We start from the raw sequence: 18,233 nt of genomic DNA on the forward strand, positions 1-18,233 counted from the left end.
ACCCTGCCCTGCCCGGTCGGCCGCCCGGGTTCCGGTGACCTGCGCCACAGCCGCCATCGCCCCGGTGTAACCCGGATCACAGGAACTCCGGTGCCCGGCCGAGCAGTACGAAGCATGACCGCTACTTCCCTCCCCCGCCGCAACCTCCTCCGGGCCCTGGCCGCCACCGTCGCCCTGGTCGGCGGCGCGGCACCCGCCTGGGGCGGCGCGGCCTTCGCCGCCGAGCCGGAGACGTACACCCTGACGATCAGGCACCTGGACCGCGACGGCCGGCCGACCGCGCCGTACCGCACCAACGTCACCGGGATCTCCGGCCCCGGCGCGGACACCTCGGTCCGGCCGGAAGCCCCCTCGGGCGTCACCACCCTACGGCTGCCCAAGGGCCGGTACCTGCTGGACAGCACCCTGGCCTCGGGTCTGGAACCGGGCGGCACGATCTGGACGGACTGGATCGTCCAGCCGCGCCTGGACCTCGACCACGACACCACCGTCACCGTCGACGCCCGGACCACCGCCCCCGTCTCCGTCCGGCCGCCGGACGGCTCCGCGGCCTTCGTGCACAGCGCGATGTTCGTCTCGGTCACCCACGGGGGCGCCACCAGGACGGTCGAGGTCGCCAACGGGTCGCCGAACCTGCGCGTCGCCCACCTGGGGCCGGAGACCGAGGCCGGGGCGGTGAAGCAGTGGTTCGACGTCAACTGGAAGACCGACAGCGTCGACTACCTGCTCGGCCCGACCTTCTCCGGCAGCCGCGCCCTGACCGGGCTCACCCGGCAGTACTCCGCGCCGGAGCTGGCCACCCTGAGGGTCCGCGGCGCCGCCGGACCGGGCGGCGCGGGGATCGGCCTGCTCAGCTTCCAGCCCTCCGAGGGGGCGTCCATCGGCATCTCCCGGAGCATGGCGACGCCCGGCACCGCCACCTTCGTCGTCACACCCGAACGCGGTAGCTGGGACGTCGGCTACACCGCCCCCCGCGCCGACGAGTCCGCGCCGAACTCCTACACCACCGAGCGTGTCGCCGTCCGGGCCGGGGCCACCACCACCCGGACCTTCGACGGCCCGGTCTTCGGCCCCGCGCTGACCGAGCGCCCCGCCGTCTCGCGCGACGGCGACCGGATCACCGCGGACATCCCGCTGCTCGCCGACGGCGACGGCCACGCGCCCTCGGCCCCGTCCTTCGACACCGCCTACACCTCGCTGTACCGCGACGGCGCGCTGGTCGGCGCGGCCTCCGGCACGCCCGGACAGGGCGAGTTCACCGTGCCCCCGGCGCCGGGCTCCTACCGCCTGGCCACCACGGTGACCCGCAAGGCCGCCGCCGGCGCCACCACCCGGGTGACCGCCTCCTGGACCTTCGCCTCGGCCACCACGAGCGGCCCGACCGCGCTCCCGGTGAGCGTGGTGCGCTTCTCCCCCGAGCTCGACCCCACCGGCACCGCGGCGGCCGGCAACGCCGTCCGGGTCCCGGTCACCGTCCAGGGCGCCGCCGCGGACGGCCGCGTCCGCTCACTGACCGTCTCCGCGTCCACCGACGGCGGCGCCTCCTGGACCCGGCTCCCGGTCGAGTCGGGCGCCGTCACCGTCCGGAACCCGGCGGCGGGCACCGGCGTCTCCCTGCGCGCCGAACTCACCGACGCCGACGGCAACACCCTCGACCAGACCATCACCGACGCCTACCGCACCCGGTGACCCTGCTCCGCGGCCGTCGAAGGCGGCGAGACGCGGAAGACCGCGCGTCACCCCCCGAGGGCGAGCGGAGGAAGCCGACGACCGGATGATGCGCCGGCGGGGGCGGGGCCCGCTCAGGGAGCGGGCCCCGGTCAGAAGCCGAAGACCGGGCCGGTGGGTGGGGTCGGGCGGGTGCCCGGGAGGGGTGGGGTGAGGGTGTCCGGGGTGATCGGCGCGCCGGGCCGGTCGCCGAGGGCGCGGGCGAGCCGGGTGGCGCCCTCGGGCATCACGGGCCAGGCCCAGGCGGCCAGGGCCCGGGCGACGGCCAGTTGGGCCACCAGGGCGGCCCGGTGGCGGGACTGGTCGTCGGCTCGGTCCCGCTCGTACGCGTTGACCAGCTGGAACTCGCCCACCAGCCGGACGGCTTCGTCCAGCAGGGCGACGGCGCGGCGCGGGTCGAAGCTCTCCGGCCGGTAGGCGACGCGCAGTTCGGCCGCCGTGACGGACAGCCGCTCGCACAGGTGGGCCCATCCGGCGCCGCCGGGTGCCGTGTCCGGGACGCTGCCGTGGCAGTCCTCCCGCAGGTCGGCGAACAGCCGCACCAGCCAGGGGTTCCACTCCTCCTCCAGCACCTGGCGGGAGCCGTCCAGCCCCTCCAGTGTGAAGTCGGTGGGGCGGCCCACCGGCCGCTGCGACAGCACGTGCCGGCGCAGCGCGTCCGAGCCGCCCTCGGTGAGGGCGTCCAGGGCCCAGACCGCGTGCCGCTGCCCGGTGGACATCCGGCGGCCCAGGAAGCGGTACGCCTCGTTGACCTGGTGGCCGACCGGCACCGGCCGGCCCAGGTGCAGCAGCAGGGCCGGGAGCAGGGCCAGCCGCAGGTGCGCGTGGTCGAAGCCGAAGAACTGGAGCACTCCGTCCGGCTGCCCGTCCTCGGCCAGCAGGTGCGCGGCCACGGCCTCGAAGCGGGAGTCCACCCGCTGCTCCTCGAAGCCGGGCGCGGTCACCTCCACGCCCCAGTCCGCCGGGTGGCTGACCGCGACCTCCGCCAGGCCGTCCCGGGCCAGTTGCTCGCACAGCACGGCGAGCCGCGGCGCCATCGGGGTGGCCGCCCAGTGGTCGAGCAGCGCGTCGCGGTGCGCCTCCAGCGGCAGGTAGAGCCGCCGGTACTGGCGCAGGTCGGCCGGGGTGCCGCAGAGCACGCAGAGCGGGCGCAGCAGGTCCCCGCAGTCGTTGGGCCGGGCGCAGGAGCGGCAGACGTTGCCGCCCGAGGTGGCGCCGCAGTACGGGCAGCCGCCGGTGACCAGCACGCCGTGCAGCCAGCGCTCGCAGGGCCGGCAGTACGGCAGCAGCCGGCTGCGCGCCACCACCGTTCCGTCGGCGTGCAGTCGGGCGAGCAGGTCCTGCACGTGGGTGCGGTAGCCGGGTTCGCGGTCCGGGTGCAGCAGGGCGTCGAACTCGACGCCGGCCCGTTGCAGGTCCACCGTGATGCTCTCGCCGTAGCCGTCGGCGACCTCCTCGGCCTTGCGCCCCTGCACCAGGGCGCAGAGCCGCACTGCCGTGTGGTGCTGGTCGATTCCGCTGCTCATCCGTACCGGACGGCCGTCCGCGCGCAGGAAGCGCCGCAGCACGTCCGCGGCGACGTACGGGCCGGCCAGGTGGCCGACGTGCAGTTCTCCGTTGGGCACCGGCGCGGTGGCGGTGATCCGGATGGGTGTGGTGGTCATGGACGGGCCTCCTTGCCGTCGGGTTGCCCCCGTCGTCGTTCGCTCGCTCCGCCCCGTCATCGGGGTTCGAAGTGGAAGGACCGGATGAAGCAGTCCCTCGGCTGGTCGACCGCGAAGGCGAGGCAGTCGAACAGGGCCTGCGCGGTGAGCCGTTCGCGCGGGCTGTGGCGGGTGCCGGGGCGGGCGCCGTCACCGGTGCCCTGCTGGGCGCCGTGGTGGGTGCCGTGGTGGGCGCCGTCCCACTCGGCGGCGCTCGGGTCGGAGCTGGAGAAGTCGGGCGGGTAGAGCGACATCACCCGCACCCCGGACGGCCGCAGCCGCCGGGCCAGCACGTCGGCGAACCCGGCCTGGGCGCTCTTCGCGGCGTGGAAGGCGTCGTGGGCGGGCGAGCCGTCGTCGGTGTCCAGGCCGGACACCGAGACCATGTTGACGATGTCGGGCCGCGGGGAGTTCCGCAGCAGGGGCAGGAAGTGCTTGACCATCAGCACGGTGCCACCGGCGGTCGCGCCGATCGTCTCGACGATCTGCTCGTCGGAGGCGTCGTCCAGCGCGACGCCGCCGAGCCAGCGCGCGCCGTTGTTGACCAGCAGGTCGACGCGGTCGGTCAACTCGCCCACCTGGCGGGCGAACCGGGCGATCTCGGTGGGCTTGCTCAGGTCGCAGCCGAAGGTGTGGATGCGTTCGCACGCCACGCCTTCGATCTGCCCGCTGACCACCTCCGCCGCGGACTTGGTCCGCGCGGACACGAACACCTCGGCCCCGAGGTGGGCGAAGCCCACCGCCAGGGAGCGGCCGAACGGACGGGACGCGCCGGTGACGACGACCCTCAGGTTGTGGAATCTCATGAGCACGTTCCTTCTGTCGTGCGGCCGGACGCGGACACGGCGGCAGCCCTGCGGCGCGCGTGAAAAAGGGCGGGACGGGGCCCCGGAGCAATCGGGCACCGCGCGGCGCGACACCGCGTACGACCCATCGTTCCAGCCCGTCCGGCCCCGATGGCGCCCTGACCACGGCGTGCCCCCGCCGTGGCGTGTGGCCGCCACGGGTGGACGGCCGGCGGGCCCCGGGGCCGCGCGGGACCGGCCCGCGCCGGGTCTCAGGCGGCCTCGGCCGCGGGCCGGCCCCCGGCCAGGACGACCCGGCCCAGGACCCGGGCCCGCTTGTGCGGGACGGTCACCCGGGCGAGGCGTCCGGCCGCCCGGACGGCGGTGGCGGTGACCGGACCGGCGGGGGTGAGCAGCGGCGGCGCGGCAGGAGTGGGCAGGAACGGCCCGGCGGGGGTTGGCAGGGACGGCCCGGCGGCGCCGGCGAGGCGGTGCGGCAGGGTGCCGGGGAGGGTGAGGGCGGCGGCGAGGCAGACCGCACCGGTGAGGGCGAGCCCGGGGTGCCAGCCGGTGGCGGTGAGGGCGCGGACGGGCAGCCCGGCGGGCTCGGCGGCGCCGACCAGCGCGAGTTTGGGCAGGGCGCCGTCGGCGGGGTGACCGAGCCGGGCGGCGGCGGCCGCGCGGATCGGGGCCAGCCGGGCGGCCACCCGGGCGTCGGCGGCGAACAGTTCGGCGCTGCCGCGCAGTCCGAGGTCGGCGGCCGCCACGAAGGCGTACGGGTTTCCGAACGAGACCAGTGAGGCGCCGACCTCGCCCGCGTCCGTCCGCAGCGGTTCGTACGCCAGGCCGGTGGGCAGCAACTCCGGGTCCGCTTCCGGCTCGTAGTGCAGCGTGTACTCGCCCTCCCCGACAGTCGATCCCCCAGCAGACGATTCCCCGGCGGACGACGCCCCGGCGGCCTCGACCACCAGGGCGCCGCCCTGACCGCGCAGCCGCACCGACGCGCCCGGCCGCCGCAACGGCCCCACCCAGCCCAGCAGTTCGGCGACCAGCGCGGCGGCCAGCCCGGAGTGCCCGCAGGCCGCGCCGAAGTCGAAGCGCTCGGCCCGGCCCGGCAGGCCCTGGACGAAGCGGTAGTCGAGGTCCCACCCCGGCTCCGCCGACCGGGAGATCAGCGCGAACTTCATCACCTGGCCCCCGACTTGGCGGCGGATCGCGGCCAGGGCGGGGCGCAGCCGCCACTCGTCGGCGGGCAGCAGGGCGGCGTCCAGGACCAGGGTCGGGCAGGGCGCGCCGAGCGCCCGCGCGAGGTGGCCCACCACGCGCGGTCCGACCAGGGGTGCGTCGCTCAATGCCGGGCCGATTCGCCGTCCGCCCAGAGCTGGTGGACCAGCAGCGCCCAGACGGCGCGGGCTGCGGTGTCCTCCGGCACACCCGCCCGCCGGTCGAGCAGCGCGGTGACCCGCTCGGCGCGCAGCCGCCCGTCCCGGCGCACCCGGTCCGGGGCCAGCACGTCGCGGGCGAAGGCGGCGAGCGGCTGCCCGGGGGCGAGCATGGCGGTGACCGGCAGGGTGAACGGCTGCTTGGGCCTGCGCAGCACGGAGTCCGGGACCAGCCCCCGGGCGGCGGCGTACAGCGGTTTCTTGACCCGCCCGCCGGAGACCTTGAGGTGCCCGGGGAGCCGGTGGGCGAGGCCGTGGACGGCGGGCTGGAGGTAGGGCAGCCGCACCTCCACCGCCGAGGCCATGCTGAGGTGGTCGACCCGGCGCAGGTGGTAGGCGGGCATCCGCAGGCCGGTCTCGAAGCGCCAGATGGCGGCCATCCGGTCGGGCTCCTCCCTCAACGGGGGTTCCTCGGCGCCCGGTTCGGCCCCCGGGTCGGCCCCCGGGTCGGCGTCCAGTTCGGCCCGGTAGTCGGCGGTGTACAGCCGCTCCCGCAGCGCGGTCGGCACCGCCGCCACCTCCTCCAGGTACGCCCCGGCCCACGGCCGCCCGGCCGGCGTGGCGACGGCGGTGCGGATGCGGTCGTAGCCGCCGAACAGTTCGTCGGCCCCGTCGCCGGTGAGCGCGACGGTGAAGCCGGCGGCCCGGACGGCGGCGAACAGGGCGTGGGTGGAGGCGGTGATCGGGTCGGCGTTGGGCTGGCCGAGGTGGGCGACGGTGCGCGGCAGCAGGTCGGGCAGGTCGGCCGGGTCCAGTTCGACCTCGTGGTGGACGGCGCCGCAGTACCGGGCGACCTCGGCGGCGTGACGGCGCTCGTCGCCGGGCCAGTGGCCGGGGTGGACCAGGGTGAAGGTGTGCAGGTCCGGCAGGGTCTGCGCGGCGAGGGCGGCGACCAGCCCGGAGTCCAGGCCGCCGCTGGCGACCACGGCCACCGGCACGTCGGCGCGGGCCAGCCGCCCGACCTCGCGGTGCAGCGCGGCGAGGGTGTCCCGCCCGGCGCCCGCCTCGTCCAGGACGCCGGACAGACCTCCGGACAGACCTCCGGACAGACCGTCGGACAGAACGCCGGAACCGACACCCGCACCGACCTCCGCCGGCGCCTCCCGCCGGGAGATCCGCAGCCCGCCCGACACCGAGTACCGGGCGACGGCGGCCGGCGGAAGCACCCGGACGTGCCGGTACAGGGTGCGCTCGCCGAGCGGGGTGCGGTAGCGCAGGTAGCGGTCCAGCCCGGGCTCCCAGCGCTCCCGCCGCACGGTCGGGAAGGCGAGCAGCGCGGGCAGCTCGGAGGCGAACTCCAGGCCGTCCGCGCCCAGATGGTAGTAGACCGGCTTCATACCCAACGGGTCGGTGGCGATGAGGAGTTCCGGCTCCTCGGCGCGCAGGTCGAGCACCGCGACCGCGTACATCCCGTCCAGCTGCTCGACGAAGGCCGGGCCGTACTCGGCGTACAGCGCGGGCAGCACCGAGCCGTCGCAGCGGTCGGGCAGCCGGTGGCCGCGGGTGAGCAGCCGGCGGCGCAGCTCGGCGTGGTTGTAGATCTCGCCGTTGAAGACGACCAGGATGCCGCCCTCGAAGGCGTGGCCGAGCCGGTAGGGCTGGTCGCCGCCGCGAGGGTCGGTGACGGCCAGCCGGTTGCAGCCGAGCGCCCAGCCGTCCCCGGCGAGCACGGACTGCCGGTCGGGCCCGCCGTGCCGCTGGCGGGCCGCGACCCGGGCCAGGTCGGCCCGGTCGACCCGGGTGGCCGGGCCTTCTCCCAGCCGGCCGAAGATCCTGCACATCGAGCACACCCCTTCGCTGGTTTTGCTCTCCCAAATCTTTGCCATGGCCTACTGACGCCATGGCCGGTGCACGCCACGCGCTCTCCGTTGTGCCCCGGGACGCCGGACGGCGAAGCTGGCGGGGTCCTGCGGATGTCCCGCCGAAGTCCCGCCGAGAGGAGGCCCGTTGAGCTCGCGCCCCGCACCCCGCCGCGCCCTGGTGGTGGCCGCCCACCCGGACGACACCGAGTTCTGCGTCGCCGGCACCGTGATGCACTGGACCGCCCAGGGCACCGAGGTCACCTACTGCGTGCTGACCGACGGCGACAACGGCGGTTACGACACCGCCCTCCCCCGGCAGAGCATCGCCCCGCTGCGCCGCGCCGAACAGCGCGCCGCCGCTTCGTACACCGGCGTCCGGGAGGTGCGCTTCCTCGGCCACCCGGACGGCCGACTGGAACCCACCATGGAGCTGCGCCGGGACATCACCCGGGTGGTCCGCCAGGTGCGGCCGGACGTCGTGGTGCTGCCGAGCCCGGAGATCAACTGGGCCCGGATCGCCGACGTCCACCCCGACCACCGGGCGGCCGGGGAGGCCGCGCTGCGCGCGGTCTACCCGGACGCCCGCAACCCCTTCGCCCACCCGGAGCTGCGGGCTCTGGGGCTGGATGCCTGGGAGGTGCCGGAGCTCTGGATGATCATGGGCCCGACGCCGAACCACTTCGTGGACGTCACCGAGCTGTTCGACCGGAAGCTGGCCGCCCTGCAGCTGCACACCTCGCAGACCGCCCACCTGGACGACCTGCGGGCGCTGCTGCACCGCTGGCAGACCGAGCACGCCCGGGAGGGCCACCTGCCCGAGGGCCGGCTCGCCGAGGCGTTCCAGGTGGTGGAGCTCGGCTGACCCACCGCCCCGGACCGGCCCTCCCGGTGGATCCGGACCCTCCCCGCCGGGAGCCCCGGACCGGCCCTACCGGTAGATGACCAGTTCCTCACGCGACGCCCCGGCCAGCCGGTAGCGCTCCGGCGCCACCGGCCGGCCGGTGTACATCCGGATCAGCGTGCCCTCGTCGCAGCTCAGCTCGGCCGCCGCCCGGCCGTCCACCACGTTGCCCAGCACCCAGTCGCCGTACGGGGTGATCGCGCAGACCCGGGGCGTCAGCCGCTCCCGGCTGACGGTGGCCAGCAGGGCGATCGCGTCGTTCGTCCCGAGGCTCTCGTACGCCCCCGGCAGGCCCAGGGCCTCCCGGACGTCCCCGGCGTGCACCCACTCGCCGAGGGCGATGACGTCCAGCCCGCCGTCGGCCTCCTCGATCGCCGGGCCGGCCCCGGCCATGCCGAACTCCAGCTCGTCCAGGATCCGCCCGACCGGCCAGTCGGCGCGCTCGGCGACGTCGGCGGCGTTGTGCTCGGGGGTGAACGCGGGCAGCCGTCCTTCGATGATCCGCACCAGCGCGGCGCCGCAGTGGGCGAGCAGTTCGCGCACCGTCCAGTCCGGGCAGGCGGTGGGCAGCTCGAAGAAGGCGGGCGGGGTGCGGCGCAGCAGGGGCAGCAGGGTCTCGCGCTCGGCGCGCAGGAGTCTGCCAGGGCGGTCCGGGTCGCGCGTGGTGGTCATGGTGCTCTCCTGTCAGGTAGGACTGCCGATCAGTTGTCGGGCCGCCGGCTCCCGCACCGGTCCGGTCGGGGTGAGGTTGCGGTGGATCTCCAGCGCGGCGGTGGAGCGGTTCAGGGTGATGTAGTGCAGACCGGGCGCGCCCTCCTGGAGCAGGCGCTCGGCCATCCGGGTGGCGTGCTCGACACCGATCCGGTGCGCCGCCGCCCGGTCGCCGCGGGCCGCCTCCAGCTGCCGGGCCAGCCCGGCCGGGAAGGACGCGCCGCTGAGCTCGGCGAACCGGCCGATCTGGCGCACGTCGGTGGCGGGCATGATCTCCGGGATCACCGGGGTCTCGCAGCCCGCCGCGGCCAGCCGGTCGCGCAGCCGCAGGTAGTGCTCGACGTCGAAGAACATCTGGGTGACGGCGTAGTCGGCGCCCGCCCGGCACTTGGCGACGAAGTGCCGGACCTCGTCGTCCCAGTCGGCCGAGCGGGGGTGGCGCTCCGGGAAGGCGGCCACGCCGACCGAGAAGGCGCCGCACTCCTTGACCAGCCGGACCAGTTCGACCGCGTACCGCAGGCCCTGCGGGTGCGGCTCCCAGCGGCCGTTGGGGTCGCCCGGCGGGTCGCCGCGCAGCGCGAGGACGTCGCGGATGCCGACGTCCGCGTAGCGCCGCAGGACCGCCTGGAGTTCGGCGGTGGAGTGCCCGACGGCGGTCAGGTGGGCCACCGGGCGCAGCGTGGTCTCGGCGGCGATCCGCTCGGTGGTGCCGATGGTGCGGTCGCGGGAGGAGCCGCCGGCGCCGTAGGTGACCGAGACAAAGGTCGGTGCGACCGCCTCCACCCGTCGGATCGCCGCCCACAGCGCGCGTTCGCCGGCCTCGTCCCTGGCGGGGAAGAACTCGAAGGAGTACGTCCGCTCGCCGGACGCGAGGATCTCGCGCAGGCCGCGTGGGGCGGCCTGCCGGGTGGTCTGGTCCATGGGTTCACCTCGGGTGGTGGGGGTCGGTCGTCGGGAGGGTGCGAGGGAGCGCCTCCACCCTGCCCGGGAGCCCGCAACGCCGCTGCCACAGCGGCGCGTCGATGACCTCCGGCCGGGGGCCGCGGCCGCCGCCCGGGGACCCGGCGGCTGCCGCGACCGGCCCTGCGGGGACGGACCGTCAGCGGACGGCCGCGGTGAGGAAGCGCTCCTCGATGACGCGCAGCGTGCGCAGGTGGTCGACCTCCAGCGCGGTCATGTCGATCTTCCGGCCGCTGACCTGCTCCAGCAGGAAGACGAACTCCACGAAGGAGAGCGAGTCGATCAGCCGGTTCTCGATCAGGTCGAGGTCGGGGGCGATGTCGGTCCGCTCGGGGTGGCGCTTGAGGATCCAGGCCTTGATCGGCTGCAGGGTGTCGGACACGGTCGTACTCCTTTGTCGTCGTGCGGGTGGGGGTGGGGGTGGGGGAAAGCGGAGGGGAGGGGCTCAGGCGATCGGGATCGGCGCGCCGACCGCGACGGCGTAGTCGACGTCGTGGCTGATGCTGACGGTGATCCCGCTGATGCCGGCGTCGGCGGCCAACCGGGCGGCGCGGCCGTGCAGTTCGATCAGCGGCCAGCCACCCGGCGCCTTGCGGACCTCGATGTCGAGCCAGGGCAGGATGCTGTCGGCGACCCGCAGGGTCTTGAACGCGGCCTCCTTGGCCGCGATCCGGCCGCACACGGCGAGGACGTTGATCCCGTCGGCCGTCCGGCAGTCGGCCAGCTCGCCCTCGGTGAGCAGCCGGGCGAGGAAGGGCTCGCCGTGCTCGCCGATCAGCTCACGGACCCGCCCGGCCGAGACGATGTCCATGCCGAGGTTCGCCCAGCCGGCGGGGGGCCCGGGCTCCGCGGCGGCGGTCATCTCAGACCGCCCTACCGGCCTGCCGGGCGGCCTGCTCGACGGCGGCGGTGGCCGCCTCCCAGCTGCCGTGCCGGCGGGTCAGGGCCGAGAGCCAGCGCTCGAGCCCGAAGGCGGCGCAGCTGGTGAAGGCGGCTTCTCCGGTGCCGGCCACGGTGATGCCGCAGCGCTCGCCGAAGAAGTTGCGGTGCACGTTGACGGAGGCGATGGCCAGGCCGTCGTACAGGAACTCCCACTTGACCGGCGAGAGTTGCTGGAGCAGCAGGCGGGCGCCGCCGCGGTCGTAGAACGGGTCGGTGGCGACCTCCCTGCTCAGCGGCAGGTCGAGCGCCTCGGCGAAGGCGGTGATCCGCTCGGTGAAGGCGGCCAGGTGGGCCTCGGCGTGCTCGCGCGAGCCGATGGCGACCACCTCGCGCATGTGGAAGCCGAGGATGCGGCGCAGGTCGTGGTACTCGGTCTCCTTGCGGAAGCACCGGCCGACCACGGTGACCAGGGTGCCGTCGGCGACCTCGGTGCCCGCGTGGTTCAGGTAGACCGCGTAGCAGGCGGCGGACGGCAGGGCGAGCGCGCCGGGCTCCAGGGCCTGCCGGGGGAAGGATCCGGCGTCGGGGTCGAAGGGGTGCCCGGCCCGCTGGTCGAGGTCGAGCGGGCTGGCGAGGATCGCCTGGTGCGGGAAGTTGTCGAAGTAGTCGAGCCGGGCCAGGTCGGCGGCGGGCAGCAGCGCGGGCATGGTGAGCGGCGCGGCCCCGGCCTGGACGCCCCAGCCGGCGAAGGTGTCGTCCAGCAGGCGCAACAGGGCGGTGGCCTCGGGCCCGAGGGCGAACAGGCCGCCCTGGTCCGCCGCGCGGACCGGTGGTGCTTCGGTGGGACTCATCGGTACCTCGTGGGGTCTCGGTGGTCGGGACGAACGGGGGAACGGGGATGTCGGGGTGGACTCGGGGTGTATGGAAGGGACTTCGGGGCGGAGGGTCAGCCGACCGGCAGGGTGTCGTCGGTGAACAGGCCGATCTTGCGGAAGAAGGCCATCGGCTTGCGGATCACCCGGCGCTCGGCGACCCGCCGGGCCGGGTCGGCCAGGACGGCGGCGCGCAGGGCCAGCGGGTCGGCGATCCCGGCGTCGCGGTAGACCTCCGGGTTGTAGAAGGAGTTGACGCTGTAGACGATGTACCGCTTGAGGTACGCCTCGACCTCGCGCAGCCGGTCCTCGTTGACCCGCTCGCGCATCAACCCGTAGAGGTGGGCGACCAGTTCGCGGCCGAAGGCGATGTGCCGGGACTCGTCCTGGTGGTGGATAGCGTTGACCTGGCGGATGGTGAGGCAGAGCCGGTCGTCCTGCCCCATCGCCATGTTGTAGTGGTCGACCATCTCCTCGAAGAACAGGATCCGGGCGAACACCAGGAAGTTCTCCACCTCCGGCTCGTGCAGCGGCTCGGGTCCGAGGGCGGCGACCACCGGCGGCCGGTAGATCTTCTGGCCGTAGCGCAGGCAGAACTCGGCGAAGAACCACATGTGTTCGTTCTCTTCGCCGATGAAGTGGTGGAAGAAGTCCGAGGGGGCCTCGAAGCCCGGCTGGTGGATCCGGTTGACCACCTCCATCAGGAGTTCGCGGATGCCGTGCACGTTGAGGCTGTAGAAGTTGATGCTCTCCCACTTGGACAGCCGCTTGAGGGTGGCCTCGTCCAGCTGCTCCGCCTGGGCGGTGCCGGCCACCGAGAGCAGCTCGGGGCTCATCCACCACTGGTCCTCGTCCAGGTGGTCGACCCAGTCGAAGCGCTGGTACGGGTTGTAGTAGTCCTCGATGGCCTTCTCGGTGAGGCGGTCGAGGAGTTCGCGGAACCGGTCGGTGACGTCGAGGCGGGGCGCGGTGGTCATGGTGCGGACTCCTTCTGGGCTCGGGTCTCAGCGGCGGGCCTGGTAGACCGCGCTGACGGCGGTCTCGGCGGCGCGGCGCCAGCGGGTGAAGCCGGCCTCCTCGGCGATGGCGCGCAGCGCCCGCTCGCCGGAGTGGTTGCCGAGCGCGTGCGGGCCCTGCTGGGCGGCGGCCACCGGCAGGCACATCACGGCGGACAGGCTCATGAACATCCGTCCGGCCGGGTTGCGGTTGTCGGCGAGCACCGCGCGGGCGTTGGGCTCGACGATCATCCAGACGCCGTCCTCGGCCAGTGCCTGGTGCGCCCAGCGGGCGGCCGGGACGGGGTGGCCCAGGTCGTGCAGCACGTTGAAGTAGCTGACCAGGTCGTAGTCCCGGCCGGGGAAGGCGTCGGCGGGGGCGACCTCGAAACGCACCCGGTCGGCGAGGCCGGCCCGGCGGGCCAGTTCGCGGGCGTGCTCGATGGCGGCGGCGGAGTAGTCGAAGCCGGTGAACTCGGCGTCCGGGAAGGCCTCGGCCATGATCAGGGTCGAGTGGCCGACCCCGCAGCCGACGTCGGCGACCCTGCCGCCGGCCCGCAGTCGGTCGGCGACGCCGTCCAGCGCGGGCAGCCAGTGCCGGACGAGGTTCGCCCGGTAGCCGGGCAGGAAGAACGCGCCCATGCCGGTGTCCAGCGCGTCGTCGTGGTCGGACCACTCGACGCCGCCGCCCTCGCGGTAGGCGCGCACCAGCTGGTCCTCGGTGGCGTAGAGGGCCTTGAGGGCGGTGAAGAAGGCGGCGACGTAGGCCGGGTCGTCCTCGTTCGCGAGGACGGCGGCGTGCTCCTCGGGCAGCCGGAAGGTGTCCTGCCCGGGATCGTGCTCCAGGTAGTCGGCGCTGGTCTGGGCGTGCAGCCACTCGGTGGCGTAGCGCTCGTCCAGGCCGGTGCGGACGGCGAACTCCTTGGCGGTGAGCGGGCCGGCGCCGAACAGTTCCCGGTACAGGCCGAGGCGCTCGCCGAGGGCGACGGTCAGGCCGCGGACGGCCGCGGCGGCGTCGTCGATCACCCGGTCACGGAAGGGGGTGGTCATGAGGGGTACCTCCTGGCTCGGGGCCGGGTCAGGCCGGGTCGGCGGTGTACAGGAAGGACCGCGGCACGCCCGGCACCTCGCGGGGGACCACCCGGTACGGCCAGCGGCCGAACTCGGCGCCGTCCTCGCCGGGCTGGCGCACCTCGCGGGCCTCCCAGCCGCACTCGGCGAGGAACGTCTCGGGCTCGTCGGTGCCGAACCGCCAGGGCGCGCCGTCCTCGGCGAGGGCGTTCAGGAACGGCCGGGCCAGCGGGTTGATCAGTGAGATCCGGCTGGCGAAGTCGCCGACCAGGACGGTTCCGGCGGCGGAGAGCTTGCGGACGGTGCCGAGCAGCCGGCGCACGTCGTCCTCGGCGAGGAAGAAGCTCAGGCCCTCGACCACCCAGAGCGTCGGCCGGTCGGGCCGGAAGCCGGCCAGCAGCAGCAGTTCGGTCCACTCCCCCGCCAGGTCGACGGCCACCGGCTGCCGGGTGACGCCGTTCGGCGGCTCGGAGTTGTCCAGCAGCCGGTCCTTGGCCAGCAGCAGGGCGGGGCGGTCGAGTTCGTAGACGGTGGTGCCCCCGGCCCAGCAGTCGAGGCGGTACGGGCGGGTGTCCATGCCGGCGGCCACGAACACCACCTGGCGGATGCCCTGTTCGGCCACCGCCTTGGCGATCGCGCGGTCCAGGTAGCCGGTGCGGATCGCCAGGAACTCGACGGTGCCGGCGCCCGCGTAGCGGTCGAGCAGCTTGAAGCCGGTGTCGGCGGCGACGGTGCGGGCGTACGGGTCGACGAAGACGGCGTCCGGCCGCTCGGACTCCAGCGCTCGCGCGGCGGCCGTCCACTGGGCGGTTTTCGAGACTGCTTCCATGGGATGGGGCTCCTTCGGGTTGACGGTCGGCGGGCGGGGACCGGCCCCGGACCTCGGTGGACGGGCGTCGGGCCGCGGTGACGGACTTCGGACCGCGGTGGACGGGCGTCAGGCCGCGGTGACGGGCGGCGCGACGGGCCCCGGGTGCACCGGGTCCACCGAGAGCGGCATCGCGGTCCGGGTCCGCCGGCGTTCGAAGATGCTGTGCAGGATCATGCTGAAAACCAACTGGCCGTCGCTGTCGATGAGTTCACATCGCGGCTGGACGATCCCTGTGGTCGGCCGGCCGAGCGAGGGCGCGGCGCCGACCACCCGGACCCGGGCGGTCAGCACGTCACCGGGCCGCACCGGCCGGTGGTAGCGGATCTCGTCCACGCCGGGCGAGCCGACGCAGGCGCTGTCGGCGAGCAGCCCGTCGACGTAGCGGCGCATGAACAGCCCGGCGGTCTGCCAGCCGCTCGCGATGATCCCGCCGTACGGCGAGGCCTGCGCGCGGTCCGGGTCGACGTGGAAGGGCTGCGGGTCGTACTGCTCGCCGAAGGCGACGATCTCGTCCAAGGTCACGGTCACGGTGCCGAGTTCGAACACGTCGCCGGGCTTGAAGTCCTCGAAGTAGTACACGGATTTCCCCTGCCGTCGGCACCGGAGGCGGTCGGTCCGCACGGACCCGGCGCGGGCTGTCGAGACCCCCTCACGGTAGGCATCCACCAATGATTTGGTCAATCCAAAAAAGCGACTATGTCAGAACAACTGCCGGGCGCCGCAGGCGGATCGGGCCGAACAGGGTCACGGGCCGGACAGGATCAGACCAGGCCGGACAGGGCCTGGGCGAGGTCGCGCCAGAGGTCCTCGGCATCCTCGATGCCCACCGAGAGCCGGACCGTGCCCGGGCCGATCCCGGCCTCCTTCAGCCCGGCGTCGCCCAGTTCCCGGTGCGAGGTGGAGGCCGGATGGGTCACCAGGGTCTCCACGCCGCCGATCGACAGCGCCAGCCTGGCCAGCCGGACGGCACCGATGAACCGCCGGCCCGCCTCCCGGCCGCCGGCCAGGTCGAAGGAGAGCATCCCGCCGTACCCGGCCAGCAGCCGGTCCGCCACCGCACGGTCGGGGTGCCCGGCCAGACCCGGCCAGTGCACCGCCTCCACCGCCGGATGCGCGGCCAGCCGCTGCGCCAGCAGCGCCGCGTTCTCGCCGTGCTGGCGCATCCGCACCGCGAGCGTCTGGAGCCCGCGGATGGTCAGCCAGGCCGCGAACGGGTCCGGCGTGGCGCCGAGTTCGACCGCGCGGGTCCAGACCGTGCGGTGCAGCTCCCGGTCCGCGAAGACCGCGATCCCGCCGAGCACGTCACTGTGCCCGGCCAGGTACTTGGTGCTGGAGTGCACCACCACGTCCGCGCCGTGCTCGATCGGGCGGCACAGGATCGGCGAGGCCAGCGAGTTGTCCACCACCCCGAGCAGCCCGTGCGCGCGCCCGGCCGCGAGCAGCGCGGGCAGGTCGCAGACCCGGGTGGTCGGGTTGGCGATGGTCTCCAGCAGGAGCAGCCGACTGGTCGGCCGCCGGGCCTCGGCGATCTCCTCCGGGCGCTCGGCGTCCAGGTAGCTGGTCTCGATGCCGTACCGGCGGCCGAGGTCGGCCAGCACCGAATAGGTGCCGCCGTACAGGCACTTCTGGGCCAGCACGTGGTCGCCCGGCTTCAGCAGCGACAGCAGCACGGCGCTCATCGCGCCCATCCCGGAGGAGCTGGCGATCGCCGCCGCGCCGCCCTCCAGCGCGGCGACCGACCGCTCCAGCGCGCGGACCGTCGGGTTGCCGCGCCGGGTGTAGACGAAGTCGCCGTCCGGCCCGGCCATCGCGGCGGCGATGGCGTCCGCGTCGTCGAAGGCGAAGCCGGTGGTCTGGTGGATCGGCACGCTCAGCGGGCCGGTGCGGCCCACGCCGGCCGCGTGCCGGGCGGCGGCGTGCACCACCAGGGTCCGGGGGTCGAGTTCGGGGTCCAGTTCGGGGGCGGGCTCCGGTGCGGCCGCGCCGGCGGCCGGTTCACGAGTCGTCATGGGGCCCAGGATGCGGCCGGACCGGGGGGCGAAGGCAAGGGGGTATCCCGAAATGCCCTGATCTTCCACCGGAGTTGACAAGGTATTTGCCGCAGACTTCCGCCGATACCCCACCCCCCTCCGGTAGCAGCCCCTCCCCCTCGGCGGGCCCACCGCCTACCATGACGGACGGATCACCGAACGCGAGGGCGACGAGGGCGAGGGGGCACCGGAGATGCGGCGCTTGGGGGAGCTTGAGGCGGAGATCATGGACCGGCTCTGGTCCTGGGACGAGCCGACCACCGTCCGCAGACTCGTGGACGACCTCAACACCTACCGCCCGATCGCCTACACCACCGTGATGACGGTGGCCGAGATCCTCTACCACAAGGGCCACCTGGACCGCCGCAAGGCCGGACGGATCTGGCTCTACGAGACCGTGCGCAGCCGCGAGGAGTACACCGCCGCGCTGATGGCCGACGCCCTCACCGCCAGCGCCGACCGCTCCACCGCCCTCGCCGCCTTCGCCGAGCAGATCACCCCCGAGGAGCGGCAGGCGCTGCGCGCCGCACTGGAGGCACTGCTCGCCGAGCGCGCCGAATGACCGTCCTGGCGGCCTGCGTCCTCGGGCTGTACGCGGCGCTGGCCGGCGCGCTGCTGCCGGGCCGACTCGCCCGGGCGCACTGGCCGCAGCGGGCACCGGGCCTGGCGCTGACCGCCTGGTTCGGGCTGGCCGCGACCTTCACCGTGGCCGTCGCACTGACGGCCTACCACCTGGCCCTCGCCGGACCCCGGGCGCACGCCCACGGCCTGCTGGCGCTGTTCGAGCCGGGGGCGCGGGCGGCGGGCGCCGAGGGCCCGGCCGTACTGGTCCCGATCGTGCTCGCCGCGGCCTGGCCGCTCACCCGGATCGCCGCCGCCACCCGCCGGGCCCGCCGCGACCGGGCCGAGCACCTGGACCTGCTGACCCTCGCCGGCCGAGCCGACCCGGCCCTCGGCGCCGTGCTGCTGGACCACCCCGCGCCGGTCGCGTACTGCCTGCACCGCGGGCCGGTGGTGATCAGCAGCGGGACGGTCGCGCGGCTGACGGACGGCCAGCTGCGCGCGGTGATCGCGCACGAGCGGGCCCACCTGGCCGGACGCCACCACCTGCTGCTGGCACTCGGAGCCGGACTCGCCGACGCCTTCCGCCGGTTGCCGCTCGGCCGGGCCCTGCGCGCGCAGGTCGCCCCACTGCTGGAGATGCTCGCGGACGACCGGGCGGCCCGCGGCTGCCGCCCCGAGGACCTCGCGGCGGCGATGTGCGAGGTGGGCTCGCTGCGCCCCTCCCCCGCCACCCTGCCGGCCGGCGGCGGGGCGCGCACCCTGCTGCGGATGCGCCGGCTGCTGCGGCCCGCGCCCCGACTGCGGCCGGCGGCCCGGCTGGTGACGGTGGCGCTGATCGCCCTGGGGCCGCTGGTGCCGTACCTGCTCACCTGCGGGCCCACGCCGGGCTGAGGCCGTCCTCCGGGAGTGCCCGGGG

General features: G+C 74.8%; 18 protein-coding genes. 4 read left to right on the forward strand and 14 right to left on the reverse strand.

Going from position 1 to position 18,233, the window contains the following annotated elements; genetic code table 11:
• The first annotated feature begins 114 nt into the window (after nt 1-114).
• The gene (locus ACFRAR_RS14190) at nt 115-1,689 is read left to right on the forward strand and encodes a serine protease (protein ID WP_380698223.1); all 1,575 of its coding nucleotides are present in this window, start codon (nt 115-117) and stop codon (nt 1,687-1,689) included.
• A 131-nt stretch (nt 1,690-1,820) separates the two neighbouring features.
• On the opposite strand, the gene ACFRAR_RS14195 is transcribed toward ACFRAR_RS14190, so the two are convergent.
• From ACFRAR_RS14195 to asnB, 4 genes are all read right to left on the reverse strand, one after another.
• Nucleotides 1,821-3,392, reverse strand: coding sequence for a class I tRNA ligase family protein (locus tag ACFRAR_RS14195; protein WP_380698225.1), 1,572 nt, complete (start codon nt 3,390-3,392; stop codon nt 1,821-1,823).
• A gap of 56 nt (nt 3,393-3,448) precedes the next feature.
• Nucleotides 3,449-4,237, reverse strand: coding sequence for an SDR family oxidoreductase (locus ACFRAR_RS14200; protein ID WP_380698227.1), 789 nt, complete (start codon nt 4,235-4,237; stop codon nt 3,449-3,451).
• A 251-nt stretch (nt 4,238-4,488) separates the two neighbouring features.
• A complete protein-coding gene (locus tag ACFRAR_RS14205; protein ID WP_380698229.1) occupies nt 4,489-5,568 on the reverse strand; it encodes a PrpF domain-containing protein in 1,080 nt (359 codons plus the stop codon).
• Entirely contained in the window at nt 5,565-7,439 is a 1,875-nt protein-coding gene (gene asnB, locus ACFRAR_RS14210; RefSeq protein WP_380698231.1) for an asparagine synthase (glutamine-hydrolyzing), read from the reverse strand. The genes ACFRAR_RS14205 and asnB overlap by 4 nt, the downstream gene beginning before the upstream one ends.
• A 166-nt stretch (nt 7,440-7,605) precedes the next feature.
• Between asnB and ACFRAR_RS14215 the strand changes: the two genes are divergently transcribed.
• Nucleotides 7,606-8,322 (forward strand): PIG-L deacetylase family protein, encoded by a 717-nt coding sequence (locus tag ACFRAR_RS14215; protein ID WP_380698233.1) that lies wholly within the window; start codon nt 7,606-7,608, stop codon nt 8,320-8,322.
• A 66-nt stretch (nt 8,323-8,388) separates the two neighbouring features.
• Here the strand turns inward: ACFRAR_RS14215 and ACFRAR_RS14220 are convergent, their stop codons facing one another.
• The 10 genes from ACFRAR_RS14220 to ACFRAR_RS14265 form a co-directional block, all read right to left on the reverse strand.
• Entirely contained in the window at nt 8,389-9,033 is a 645-nt protein-coding gene (locus tag ACFRAR_RS14220) for a maleylpyruvate isomerase family mycothiol-dependent enzyme (protein ID WP_380698235.1), read from the reverse strand.
• Nucleotides 9,034-9,045: 12 nt separating this feature from the next.
• Nucleotides 9,046-9,993 (reverse strand): methylenetetrahydrofolate reductase [NAD(P)H], encoded by a 948-nt coding sequence (metF, locus tag ACFRAR_RS14225; RefSeq protein WP_380698237.1) that lies wholly within the window; start codon nt 9,991-9,993, stop codon nt 9,046-9,048.
• 178 nt (nt 9,994-10,171) lie between these two features.
• Nucleotides 10,172-10,414 carry an acyl carrier protein gene (locus ACFRAR_RS14230; RefSeq protein WP_380698239.1) on the reverse strand — a complete coding sequence of 81 codons (243 nt, stop codon included), beginning with the start codon at nt 10,412-10,414 and terminating at the stop codon, nt 10,172-10,174.
• Between the two features lie 63 nt (nt 10,415-10,477).
• Complete coding sequence (gene acpS, locus ACFRAR_RS14235; RefSeq protein ID WP_380698241.1) at nt 10,478-10,894, reverse strand: holo-ACP synthase; 417 nt, start codon at nt 10,892-10,894, stop codon at nt 10,478-10,480.
• 1 nt (nt 10,895) lies between these two features.
• Nucleotides 10,896-11,765, reverse strand: a complete 870-nt coding sequence (locus tag ACFRAR_RS14240; protein WP_380698243.1) for a hypothetical protein — start codon at nt 11,763-11,765, stop codon at nt 10,896-10,898.
• A gap of 95 nt (nt 11,766-11,860) precedes the next feature.
• Nucleotides 11,861-12,763: a diiron oxygenase gene (locus ACFRAR_RS14245; RefSeq protein ID WP_380698245.1), complete on the reverse strand. Its 903-nt coding sequence runs from the start codon at nt 12,761-12,763 to the stop codon at nt 11,861-11,863.
• Between the two features lie 27 nt (nt 12,764-12,790).
• Nucleotides 12,791-13,831, reverse strand: coding sequence for a class I SAM-dependent methyltransferase (locus ACFRAR_RS14250; RefSeq protein WP_380698247.1), 1,041 nt, complete (start codon nt 13,829-13,831; stop codon nt 12,791-12,793).
• A 28-nt stretch (nt 13,832-13,859) separates the two neighbouring features.
• Nucleotides 13,860-14,681 (reverse strand): class I SAM-dependent methyltransferase, encoded by an 822-nt coding sequence (locus ACFRAR_RS14255; RefSeq protein ID WP_380698249.1) that lies wholly within the window; start codon nt 14,679-14,681, stop codon nt 13,860-13,862.
• 108 nt (nt 14,682-14,789) lie between these two features.
• The gene (locus ACFRAR_RS14260) at nt 14,790-15,302 is read right to left on the reverse strand and encodes a MaoC family dehydratase (protein WP_380698251.1); all 513 of its coding nucleotides are present in this window, start codon (nt 15,300-15,302) and stop codon (nt 14,790-14,792) included.
• 182 nt (nt 15,303-15,484) lie between these two features.
• The gene (locus ACFRAR_RS14265) at nt 15,485-16,732 is read right to left on the reverse strand and encodes a trans-sulfuration enzyme family protein (RefSeq protein ID WP_380698253.1); all 1,248 of its coding nucleotides are present in this window, start codon (nt 16,730-16,732) and stop codon (nt 15,485-15,487) included.
• A 214-nt stretch (nt 16,733-16,946) separates the two neighbouring features.
• On the opposite strand from ACFRAR_RS14265, the gene ACFRAR_RS14270 reads away from it, so the two are divergent.
• Both ACFRAR_RS14270 and ACFRAR_RS14275 read left to right on the forward strand, forming a co-directional pair.
• Nucleotides 16,947-17,315: a BlaI/MecI/CopY family transcriptional regulator gene (locus ACFRAR_RS14270; RefSeq protein WP_380698254.1), complete on the forward strand. Its 369-nt coding sequence runs from the start codon at nt 16,947-16,949 to the stop codon at nt 17,313-17,315.
• Nucleotides 17,312-18,208 (forward strand): M56 family metallopeptidase, encoded by an 897-nt coding sequence (locus ACFRAR_RS14275; RefSeq protein ID WP_380698256.1) that lies wholly within the window; start codon nt 17,312-17,314, stop codon nt 18,206-18,208. Before ACFRAR_RS14270 ends, ACFRAR_RS14275 begins: the two co-directional genes overlap by 4 nt.
• Nucleotides 18,209-18,233: the final 25 nt, after the last annotated feature.

The sequence above is a fragment of the Kitasatospora sp. NPDC056651 genome, assembly GCF_042792155.1.
In the GTDB taxonomy this organism is placed as follows: Bacteria; Actinomycetota; Actinomycetes; order Streptomycetales; family Streptomycetaceae; genus Kitasatospora.

What these genes read in the sequence shown, in the direction of transcription:
- ACFRAR_RS14220 (WP_380698235.1), bottom strand. Translation starts at nt 9,033, where the DNA reads ATGACCACCACGCGCGACCCGGACCGCCCTGGCAGACTCCTGCGCGCC.
- ACFRAR_RS14240 (WP_380698243.1), bottom strand. Translation starts at nt 11,765, where the DNA reads ATGAGTCCCACCGAAGCACCACCGGTCCGCGCGGCGGACCAGGGCGGC.
- ACFRAR_RS14255 (WP_380698249.1), bottom strand. Translation starts at nt 14,681, where the DNA reads ATGGAAGCAGTCTCGAAAACCGCCCAGTGGACGGCCGCCGCGCGAGCG.
- ACFRAR_RS14245 (WP_380698245.1), bottom strand. Translation starts at nt 12,763, where the DNA reads ATGACCACCGCGCCCCGCCTCGACGTCACCGACCGGTTCCGCGAACTC.
- ACFRAR_RS14250 (WP_380698247.1), bottom strand. Translation starts at nt 13,831, where the DNA reads ATGACCACCCCCTTCCGTGACCGGGTGATCGACGACGCCGCCGCGGCC.
- ACFRAR_RS14190 (WP_380698223.1), top strand. Translation starts at nt 115, where the DNA reads ATGACCGCTACTTCCCTCCCCCGCCGCAACCTCCTCCGGGCCCTGGCC.
- ACFRAR_RS14265 (WP_380698253.1), bottom strand. Translation starts at nt 16,732, where the DNA reads ATGACGACTCGTGAACCGGCCGCCGGCGCGGCCGCACCGGAGCCCGCC.
- asnB (WP_380698231.1), bottom strand. Translation starts at nt 7,439, where the DNA reads ATGTGCAGGATCTTCGGCCGGCTGGGAGAAGGCCCGGCCACCCGGGTC.
- acpS (WP_380698241.1), bottom strand. Translation starts at nt 10,894, where the DNA reads ATGACCGCCGCCGCGGAGCCCGGGCCCCCCGCCGGCTGGGCGAACCTC.
- ACFRAR_RS14270 (WP_380698254.1), top strand. Translation starts at nt 16,947, where the DNA reads ATGCGGCGCTTGGGGGAGCTTGAGGCGGAGATCATGGACCGGCTCTGG.
- ACFRAR_RS14200 (WP_380698227.1), bottom strand. Translation starts at nt 4,237, where the DNA reads ATGAGATTCCACAACCTGAGGGTCGTCGTCACCGGCGCGTCCCGTCCG.
- ACFRAR_RS14195 (WP_380698225.1), bottom strand. Translation starts at nt 3,392, where the DNA reads ATGACCACCACACCCATCCGGATCACCGCCACCGCGCCGGTGCCCAAC.
- metF (WP_380698237.1), bottom strand. Translation starts at nt 9,993, where the DNA reads ATGGACCAGACCACCCGGCAGGCCGCCCCACGCGGCCTGCGCGAGATC.
- ACFRAR_RS14275 (WP_380698256.1), top strand. Translation starts at nt 17,312, where the DNA reads ATGACCGTCCTGGCGGCCTGCGTCCTCGGGCTGTACGCGGCGCTGGCC.